Raw genomic sequence first — 9,600 nt, forward strand, 5'->3', positions numbered from 1 at the left:
TGGAAATGAAAAAGCCCTCCCTGTGTTTCTGCGGGGAAGGCTCTTTTTAATATTGCTTTGGTTTTTCAATTGCTTAAGAATCCAACCTTCCTGCATCATCCATGTACTTACAACACCAGCGAATGGCGGGCATTGCGCACATCATCATACAAGTGTTAAAAGTCTTCATCGGAGGTTAATGATTTTAATGTCTACCAACTTGGTCGAAATTAGAAGAAATTTCATCCAAAATCAAATCGGCAGGAAATTTTTAGGAATTATTTAACAAAGAAAGGCCCAAACAAGCGTTTGTTGCGGGTTTTCAATCGAATGCGGGGATAATTGACAGTTGACAAAGGAAGCAATTGACAACGGGGCAATCGTTGGTGAACAGGTTTGAGTCGGTCTAAACAGAGCCCTGAATCGACAGTCGGATAGTGAAAAAGGTTCTCACACATTGTCAACTGCCTATTGCCAATTGTCAACTGATTTGGCGTCCACTTCGCCCGAAGATTGGGGTTCTCCTCCTATCATAAAGCAGTGCTTTAAGGCTAGTATGGTCTCCGGGCAGAAGGGACTATTTACAGAATGGCAGAATGCTGGTGTTAAAGGTCAGTTGAGGGAGAGGTTGAATTTTATCTGTGATGATGAATCGGTGTTTCGGATCAGCTCAGCAGGGTTTTCGGCCTTGCAGTTATTGGTAAGCGTACGCGTGCATTTGGTCAGGTCGCCGGAAATATTCCGGATCAGCTTCTGGGCCTGCTTTTTAATACGCTCAAGGTCCCGTGACGAAAGCTGGTCGTTCAGCTTCGGCAGTAGCACATTCAGCTCGCGGTTTTTGATGTATTGAAGGCGGTTCCAATACGCTACCAGCACGGGAGAAAATTCCAGCTGCATTAATATTTCCATAAATGCTTTTGCCTCACGCATTACAATGGTCCATGCAGCTTCGATGCCACCGAATGCGTCGAGCGGAGATTTGTGCAGGCGTTTCAGGTCGTCGAGGTTATACAATTCAATGGCTGAATGTTCGGCCAGCTTCGCGTTAAAGTTGCGCGGCATGCCAAAGTCCAGGATGAACCAGGTCTTCTCCAGCTCAAAAAATCCGGAGAGATATGATTCAGGGAACAACGACACCTCATAGTGCGTACCGCCGATGACCACGTCGGCCTGCTTCACATGGTGGTGAAGGTCTTCGATGCCCGCAGCCTTTGTGCCATAAAGCTCTGACAGCTGTTTGGCTCTATCCAGATCTTTGCTTACGATCACAATGTTGCGGATGCCTTCATTATAAAGATACCGCAGGGCGAGGCGGGCGATCTTGCCGGTGCCCACCACCACGAATTGTTTGTCGTGCAGGTTGTCAAGACGATTATACAGAAGCTCGATGCCAGCATCTACCACGGAAGAGCAGAATTTATCGATGCCGGTTTCCGTTCTTACACGTTTGCCGATGCGTATTGCTTCGCGCAGCATATTGTCGAGCGTGATGCCGAGGCTGCCGGTTTCCAGCGCCAGCTTGTGTGCCTGGTTCAGCTGGTCGAGCACCTGGTGATCTCCCTTGATCGGCGACAGCAGTCCGCTCGCTACCGCGAATAAATGCGTGACCGATTCTTCTGTATTGTAATAGAATTGAACGTATCCTTTCAGGCCGGGGTACTGGGCAAAAAAAGCCGTCAACGGACCGATGTTGTCGCTAATGGCGTACACCGTAAACCGGTTGCAGGAAGAAAGAATGAATACTTCATCCACCAGCACGCTAAGGTCTGCCAGGTGGCGTTTCACAGTGTCTTCATCGGCGGCAAGCTGCTCCCGCACAAACAAAGGGGTATCTTCGTGACTAATTTCAGCTGCGAAAACCTGCCTGGCCATAAGGAATATTTTTCAGTAAAATTATCCTTCGACCGAAGCCATTTCAATCCGAGATTGCTTGTATTTTGATTTACTGCTTTCTACTGGAGGATGTCAGTAGAAATACGTAGGGGATGGTTAACAAAAGTCCACAGTCGACGGTCCACTGTCCACAGCAATGCACCTAAACCTCGACCATACTCGTCACTGCCGTGGTCTGTCGACCGTGGACTGTGGACCTTTCAAATCGATAGCTGGGTGGTAACAATTGTCTCAGGCGTTGTCAATTGTTCTAATTGTCAACTGTCAATTGTTTGTCAATTGCTCACTGAAGTAAATCAAGCTGCTGTGCCTTCTTCACCAGCTCGATCGCATTTTTAACGCTCATTTTTTTCATCAGGTTGGCGCGGTGCGTTTCTACGGTGCGGGGACTGATGAACAACCGGTCTGCCATCTGCTGGCTGGTGAGCCCGTCGGCGATGAGTCTCACGATCTCGATCTCACGTTTGGTAAGACTGATCTCTTCCTCTTGTGTTTTTTTGCGGGCAACGTTCTGCGAGTATTTTTTAAAGATAACGTCCTGTGCCTGGCGGCTGAAATAGTTCTTTCCCTGCAGTACCGACCGGATGGCATATTCGAGCTCGCTGCCACTTTCATTTTTCACCACGTAACCCTTCACGCCGTACTCGAGGCACCGGCTGATATAATCCTCGTCGTCGTACATGGAAAGGATCACGATGCTGGCGCCGGGGTTCTTGGCCAGAATGGTGCGCGACACTTCCATGCCATTCATATCGGGCATAGAGATGTCCATGATGAGCAGGTCGGGCTGCAGCTTGTCGAAAAGCTCAAGGGTCTCGTTGCCTGAACGCGCCTCACCGATCACAATGAGGTCTTTGTTCTGCTGAACGAGGTTCTTTACGCCATCGCGAACCATGGCGTGGTCATCGGCAATAAGGATCTTATGCTTTTGCATAAACAACATTTAGATTATTGACAGGGGCTTCCACAATGATCAGTGTGCCACGGGCTGTATCCGATTCAATGGTAAGCTTGCCGCCCATGATCTCGGCACGCTCGCGCATGTTCACAAGGCCGTGGTGCAGCGACTGATCGTAAGTGGTATTTTTTTCAAAACCTTTTCCGTCGTCTTCAATGGTAAGCTGAACTCTATCGTCTTCTTCGTTAAGTTGAACGGTGATGGCTGTGGCCTGCGCATGTTTGATGGCATTGTTGATGGCCTCCTGCGCAATGCGGTAGAAGTTGATCTTCTGCAACTGATCGATGTCTCCGGCGTTGCCCAATGCTTCAAATGAAACCGGCACCTGTGACGTTCTGTCGATGTTGTTGCACAAAGACCGCAGGCAGGTAGCGAGGTTGAAATCCTTCAGCTTGGCGGGCAGCAAATTTTCGGAAATGCGGATGGATTCCTGGATGGCCTCGTCGATGAGCTGGCTTAAAGTATCCATTTCATCTCCCGTTGTTCCGCGCAGCTTCAGGTTCATCTTGATGGCATTCAATGTCTGGCCGAGGCCGTCGTGCAGGTCTTTGGCAATGCGGCTGCGTTCCTTCTCCTGTCCTTCGAGCAACGCCGCCATGTGCCGTTTCTCGAAATCCTTCACGAGCTTTTCATGCTCCACTTTGTCAGACAGGTCTTTGAAGATGATCACCATGCCTATAAATTTTCCCCGTTCGTTGATCACGGGGCTCATGCTTCCTTCGCCGATGGGGCGCTCAATACCTTTGCCCGACAGCAACACGAGGTTGGGCGGCAACGTGTTGGCTTTTCCCTGGTGTAGCACACATTGAAACGGGTTCACCGGAAATTCTTCGGTGACGGAATCTCGCAGCAGAAAAATTTCCTGTAAGGCTCTTCCGCTCATTTTCGGCAACACCCAGCCTGTAATCACTTCTGCGCTGGGATTCATGTATGTGATGCGATACTGCTCATCGATGATGATCACGGCATCGCTGATGGACCTTACGGTAGAAAAGAATTTTTCTTCGCTTTGCCGGAGCTTCAATTCTATCTCATGCTTGTACAGGGCCATCTCCACCACCGTAAACACCTCGCGGTCTTCGAAGGGTTTCGTGAGGTAGCCGTAGGGTTCGGTGATCTTGGCGCGCTGAATGGTCTCCTTATCGGTGAGTGCGGTAATGTAGATCACCGGCAGGTGATAACGCGAGCGGATGGTGCGGGTGGTTTCAATGCCATCCAGCCTGCCGCCGAGCATGATGTCCATGAGCACCAGCGCAGGACGTTGTTTTTCAATAAAGGCAATAGCAGCTTCTCCTGAATTTTCAATCCCCATAACCTCATAACCTTCACTCTCCAGGGTTTTGCGAAGGTGAAATGCTACGATAAAGGAGTCCTCAACGATGAGTATACCAGCTTTCGACATAACTCCAATGTATTAAAAGCTTATCTGGAATTTAGTACCTTTTTCCCTAAATATTTCAAAGCTGCCGCCCAATTGTTTCACAAAGACATCGATGAGCTGCATGCCAAACGAACCTTCCGATCCAGGCACGATGTGCGCGGGAAGTGAAACGCCATCGTCTTGGACACTCAATATAAAACGATTTTCACCCGACTGCTGAAACTCGATGATTATCAAGCCGTTCGAACGACCACTGAACGCATGTTTGATGGCGTTGGTCACGAGCTCGTTCACGATCAGCCCACAAATGATGGCGGTATCGAGGCCTATCACCTGCTGACTGATATGGGTCCTGATGTCGAGGGCAAGGTCCTGCCTGTGATAGGTTACCTGCAGGTCGTGGATCAGTTTGCCGAGATAATCGGAGATCTCCACCTTGTCGAGCTTTTCAGTTTGCAACAAACGCTCGTGGATCAGGGCAATAGACCTGATCTTCTGGCGTGTGTCTTCCAGAAAATTCCGGATATCCGACTGGCTCAGCGACACAAGCTTGAGGTAGAGAATGGAGGATATGAGCTGCAGGTTGTTCTTCACACGGTGGTGGATCTCCTTGATCAGCGTTTCTTTTTCGCGGATGGTGTCCAGCAGCTTTTTTTCCGTCACGAGCTTATCGGTGATGTCGGTGACCATGAGCAGCAGAAGCTTGTCTTTCTCCAGCACCTGGATCACAACATCGGCGTCGTAGTGTGATCCATTGCGGCGTGTGAACTTAAGCTGAAGCTGCAGGTGATCTGTCTCTGCCCTGCGCAATGAATTCAGTAACGCGCCCAGTGCCATCTCATCCGGGAAATTAAAAAGATCCGTGAGCCGCATTGCTTTCAGCTCAGCTTCCGTATAGCCCAGGTTCTTTAAAGCGGCCAGGTTCGCATATTCAAAAGTCAGTGTTGCATCGTGCACCAGGTAGATCTCATTGTAGCTGACCCGTACTATCTTGTCCAGCCTGGAGTGTCTGGCTTCAAGGTCGTCCTGTGGCGGAAGGTTTGTAATGCTCATCGGCATGTATGCTTGTTAAGCGGTGACCAACATCGGGAAAAAGCAAGCAGCGAAATCCCGAACCAATTATAAATAAAAAAAGCAGCCGTTGAAAGCTGCTCTCCGAAAACGTATGGCAAAACGTTAATCTTCCGATAATAAGTCGAGCGCCGGCATCTCCAGTGACCGGATCTCTTGTACAGCGCCGCCCGCAATTCCACGCACATCGCCATACAGCGATACGAGGTTCTCCATGGCTTTCAGCAGTCTTTTTTCCCGCCGGGCCCACTGGCTGGTGAACAGGGTTTTCTCACGCACAAGGTCTTCCTGCATCTCGTGGTATGATTCAAAGGCCGCTTCAAGCTTCTGCTTGAACTCGTTGCCTGTAACGTAGCTGTAGATCATCTGCATTTTGTCGCCCTTGTTCTCCTGCGATGCCAGCACCTCGCCGATGCGCACCATCTGCTGCCGGAAGAGCAGGGCCAGCGCCTTGAACTCCACGAACGTGCAAACCCAGATACCATCCACTTCTCCGAACCGCGTCATACCTTCGGGCAACACTTCAGAGACCAGCACACCCAGATCTGCCTGCTGCAACCGCATGTCGTCCTTGATCTTGGAGATCCACTCGTGGCTGAAATGTTTCGTGCGTTTACTCTCGTACAGAATGCGCCCACAGACATGTTTGTAATCATTCCTGACAACATGCACACAGTCGCCGCCGCGTTTCCCTTTCGATACTTCTTCCACGCCGTCCCTCGGAAAAGCCGCGGCCAGGTAATATTCGATGGCGAGCTCCTGCACTTCTCCCTGCATCTGCATGCTGCCCTGCTCCGACTTGCGCTTCATCTCGTTCACAAGCCTGATCTGGTCGTCAAGTTTTTTCTGAACCTCGGCCATCTTCATACGCTCTTCCTCGCGCGCTTTTTCTGTTTCTTCCTGCACACGTTTTTTCATCATCAGGTCAAGCGCTTCGCGGTCGCGGGCCAGCTTGCGTTCCCGTTCCTCGATCTCCACCATCGCTTTTTCGCGGGCGGTCCTTTCCAACTGCTCGCGGATAAGTTTCTCGCGCTCGAGCAATCTCCTTTTCATTTCGATCTCCGCCCGTTCTTCACGTTCCTTTATCTGGTGTTCGCGCTGCTGCAAAGTAACCGCGGCGTTTTCCAGCTCCCGGAGCCGGTGCGCTTTCACCTTCCGGTCGTCTTCCAGCAGGCGGATCTGCGACGCATACTTCTCCAGCTCCTGTTTCCTGATCCTCTCCTCCAACCTTCTGGAATTTTCGGCCATCCTCAACTCGAACTCCTTCTCCACCTGCAGGCGTATATCATGACCGATCGCCTCCTCGGGGCTGAATTTATTTCCGCAATGCGGACATTTTACCAGCAATGCCGTTGTTTGAAGCACATCCATAAAAATTATATTTACGCCAAAGTATAGGGCACCAGTGACAGTTTCTGTCAAAAAGGTGAGAATGATAAAAATTGGGTATTTTGAAGCCTTATGAAAAAGAAGACCGCCGCCAAAAAAACCGCCACTAAAAAGAAAGACTCCATCATCCCGCAGGCCAAACTGCTGAGGCTTTTTCAGATCATTGCCGTGCTGAAGTCAGGGCACTGGACCATCCGGCAGCTCGCGGATCGTTTCGATACCAGTGATCGTACCATTTACCGGTACATCAACCTGCTGGAAGAAGTCGACTTTCTGATCGAGAAGGATTTTGATAACCGTTATTTCATCGTTACGTCGGATGATGACCCCACACAGGCGCAGTTCTCCATGGAAGAGACCAAGCTGATCAAGAACCTGATCCAGTCGGGCGCATCGGGCAACCCGCTCAAAAACCTGTTGCTGAAAAAGCTTTCACTCAACTCCGAGCTCGACAGTGTGCCGCGACTGTTTGTCAGGGCCAGGATCGGTAAGTTTGTCGATACGCTCGCCGAAGCCATCAAAGACCGGAAACAGGTTGTGCTGAAGAACTACCACTCTGCGCACAGCAACGAGATCCGCGACAGGCTTGTGGAACCGGTGCACTTTGGAGACAACTACCAGTCTATTGTGGCGCTCGATACTTCCGATAAGGTTTGCAAACAGTTCAAGCTCGATCGTATCGGCGAGGTGCTAGAGGTGAACAAACCATTCGAGTTCGAGTCGCTGCACCAGAAAAATCAGGCAGACATCTTCGGGTTCACCGGCGATGCCAGCACGTGGATCACACTGCATTTAACATTGCGTGCCTATCTCCTGCTGCGTGAAGAATTTCCACTGGCCGTACCTTACATCGAGAAACAGGAGAACAGCTACCTGTTTAACGGTCCGGTGGCAAACTTTGAAGGTGCGGGAAGATTTGTGCTGGGACTGATGGACGAGATCCGGGTAGCAGGACCGGAGAGCTTCCGGGCATTTCTGGATGCCAAAGTGAACGCCAGGCTGATCAACCAGTAAATGCTGGCCGCGCGCTGTTATCACTTCACTTTGCTTTTCTTCAGCATAATGATCGAATTCAGTGCTTCGATGAGCTTTTTGAAATTGTTGGGCTTGATCAGGAAATCGTGTGCGCCCAGGTTATAGAACTGCCTGATCTCATTGGTGTCAGACGTTGTTGAATACATGATCACGGGAATGTGTCTCAACCGCGAGTTCCGTTTGATCTCGATCAGGCATTCGCGGCCGTTCATGACCGGCATGTTGATGTCGAGGAAAATATAATCCGGCAGAACGACCAGCTCGTTGGTTAGATGATGGATCGCCTCACGTCCATCCTTCAGCGAGAAGCATTTGATGGACGAATCCACCACGCCGATCGCTTCTTCGAATAGTTCTCGATCTTCGTTATCATCATCTACGATCAGGACGAACATGGAATCTGGATGCGCTTTTAGAAATGCAAAGGAAGACAAAGAAGTATTAATTTTCCACCTCATATATGAATAAAACGCGTTGGTTTTCACTGGTCTGCCTTTCTAAGAAACCTGAACCGGCTGTGGAGTATACCGACCGTTCGACGTCTAACCCGGCATTTCGTTGTCCGGATTAATTTGTAAGTGCTTGCTGTAAGGATCACATGCATACAAGGCCCATCGATGTAAACAGCATTGGAGCGTAACGCATTGGCTATCTCACGTATGCTATAGTATTCACACTGGATCCAGGCCGAAAAGAAGCAAAAAACACTTCAAGATCAGCATGTTACTAAAAAAGTGAAAATTATCTTTACTAATGATATTAGTTTTCATAGGTTTGTCATGACTAAAATAATTAGGAACGCAAAATAACCAGCCGGTGAACGGTTTGAAAAAAACTGAACTGGTGAAGTGAAAAAATTTGTCGCCCGTGAAAGCTTTTTAAAATTCCGCGATGGAGAAGAATCAGAAGAACCGCATGATGTATCACAAGCTCCCGCGCAATGTGGAGAATGATCTCTCTGCTGTTCACATGGCGCGGGTGTGGCAGCTACTGGAAGAGAAGTTTTGCTTCAATATCAAGAAGTGGAAGAAAGAATACGTGGAGTACCTTCAGAAACGAGCGCACAATGTGCCGGAACAGGAAGCGTTCGTTGATTTTGGTATGGAGTTTATCAACCCGGTGCTGAACGCAGTGCTGAAGCGCGACCGTTATTTTGATACGTGGGGAAACCTGCTGAAATACATTGTAAAAAAATATTAAACGATAACTGATTTTTTAACCTATTGCCCGATGAAAGAACAACCCCCTGCTACTTTTACAACATCACAATCGGTCGACATCATTGATGTGATCCGGAAGTTGCGGAACGACCTGATCAAGGATTTTCTTGACGAAAGGAACCTGATAGTCTATTTGTCGGAACAGTTCAGGGTGATGGAGCTCTCGGCCATCAAGATCGAGTTTATCAAACGGGACCTGAAAAATCTGTTGATCGCACCCGTAGACATCAACTGGTATAAGGCCATCATCGACGACTACCACACTACCGGCAGTGCTTCGCTCTCGGAAGGAAACGAAAAGCTCTTTTACAAAGAGATCGAAACTGTATTGAGAAACTATATTTATTAAACGATCCAAACAACCCTCTCAGGGATGGCGTCCGCCGGCTGGTGGATGTCATCCCTTTCTCAAAAAAGAAAATCTGTTCATATTCATCTCGTCTTTAATGACGTACGCTCAGGAGGCTCCTACAGAGCCGAATATGACCCACCTTCCATTCTATAAACAGGGAGCTCCATCCGGAGCTGACATGCCATGAGACACACAATATACCACCGTCACTACAGTGCGCTGGATAAATCCTCAACATAACTTCTCTCAACCTTTGACCACTGGCTTCCCCTCCTTACTCCTTACTCCTTACTCCTTACTCCTTACTCCTTACTCCTTACTC

General features: G+C 49.2%; 9 protein-coding genes. 3 read left to right on the forward strand and 6 right to left on the reverse strand.

Annotated features, from left to right (window positions below; translation table 11 throughout):
• Positions 1 to 591: 591 nt before the first annotated feature.
• The 5 genes from hemA to KK083_RS30425 form a co-directional block, all read right to left on the reverse strand.
• Positions 592 to 1,851 (reverse strand): glutamyl-tRNA reductase, encoded by a 1,260-nt coding sequence (gene hemA / locus KK083_RS30405; RefSeq protein WP_254169927.1) that lies wholly within the window; start codon positions 1,849 to 1,851, stop codon positions 592 to 594.
• 304 nt (positions 1,852 to 2,155) lie between these two features.
• Positions 2,156 to 2,806, reverse strand: a complete 651-nt coding sequence (locus tag KK083_RS30410) for a response regulator transcription factor (RefSeq protein ID WP_254169928.1) — start codon at positions 2,804 to 2,806, stop codon at positions 2,156 to 2,158.
• Positions 2,793 to 4,232, reverse strand: coding sequence for a response regulator (locus KK083_RS30415; RefSeq protein ID WP_254169929.1), 1,440 nt, complete (start codon positions 4,230 to 4,232; stop codon positions 2,793 to 2,795). The genes KK083_RS30410 and KK083_RS30415 overlap by 14 nt, the downstream gene beginning before the upstream one ends.
• Positions 4,233 to 4,244: 12 nt before the next feature.
• Positions 4,245 to 5,264, reverse strand: coding sequence for a sensor histidine kinase (locus tag KK083_RS30420; RefSeq protein ID WP_254169930.1), 1,020 nt, complete (start codon positions 5,262 to 5,264; stop codon positions 4,245 to 4,247).
• Positions 5,265 to 5,387: 123 nt separating this feature from the next.
• A complete protein-coding gene (locus KK083_RS30425) occupies positions 5,388 to 6,653 on the reverse strand; it encodes a DUF2130 domain-containing protein (protein WP_254169931.1) in 1,266 nt (421 codons plus the stop codon).
• 90 nt (positions 6,654 to 6,743) lie between these two features.
• On the opposite strand from KK083_RS30425, the gene KK083_RS30430 reads away from it, so the two are divergent.
• Positions 6,744 to 7,685, forward strand: coding sequence for a helix-turn-helix transcriptional regulator (locus KK083_RS30430; protein ID WP_254169932.1), 942 nt, complete (start codon positions 6,744 to 6,746; stop codon positions 7,683 to 7,685).
• Positions 7,686 to 7,705: 20 nt separating this feature from the next.
• On the opposite strand, the gene KK083_RS30435 is transcribed toward KK083_RS30430, so the two are convergent.
• On the reverse strand, positions 7,706 to 8,101 hold the full coding sequence (locus tag KK083_RS30435) for a response regulator (protein ID WP_254169933.1): 396 nt from the start codon (positions 8,099 to 8,101) through the stop codon (positions 7,706 to 7,708).
• 496 nt (positions 8,102 to 8,597) lie between these two features.
• On the opposite strand from KK083_RS30435, the gene KK083_RS30440 reads away from it, so the two are divergent.
• Both KK083_RS30440 and KK083_RS30445 read left to right on the forward strand, forming a co-directional pair.
• Positions 8,598 to 8,906, forward strand: coding sequence for a hypothetical protein (locus tag KK083_RS30440; protein WP_254169934.1), 309 nt, complete (start codon positions 8,598 to 8,600; stop codon positions 8,904 to 8,906).
• A gap of 30 nt (positions 8,907 to 8,936) precedes the next feature.
• Complete coding sequence (locus tag KK083_RS30445) at positions 8,937 to 9,275, forward strand: hypothetical protein (protein ID WP_254169935.1); 339 nt, start codon at positions 8,937 to 8,939, stop codon at positions 9,273 to 9,275.
• The last annotated feature ends 325 nt before the right edge of the window (positions 9,276 to 9,600 follow it).

Origin of the sequence: Chryseosolibacter histidinae (genome assembly GCF_018598225.1) — a bacterium.
Taxonomy (GTDB): domain Bacteria; phylum Bacteroidota; class Bacteroidia; order Cytophagales; family Cyclobacteriaceae; genus Chryseosolibacter; species Chryseosolibacter histidini.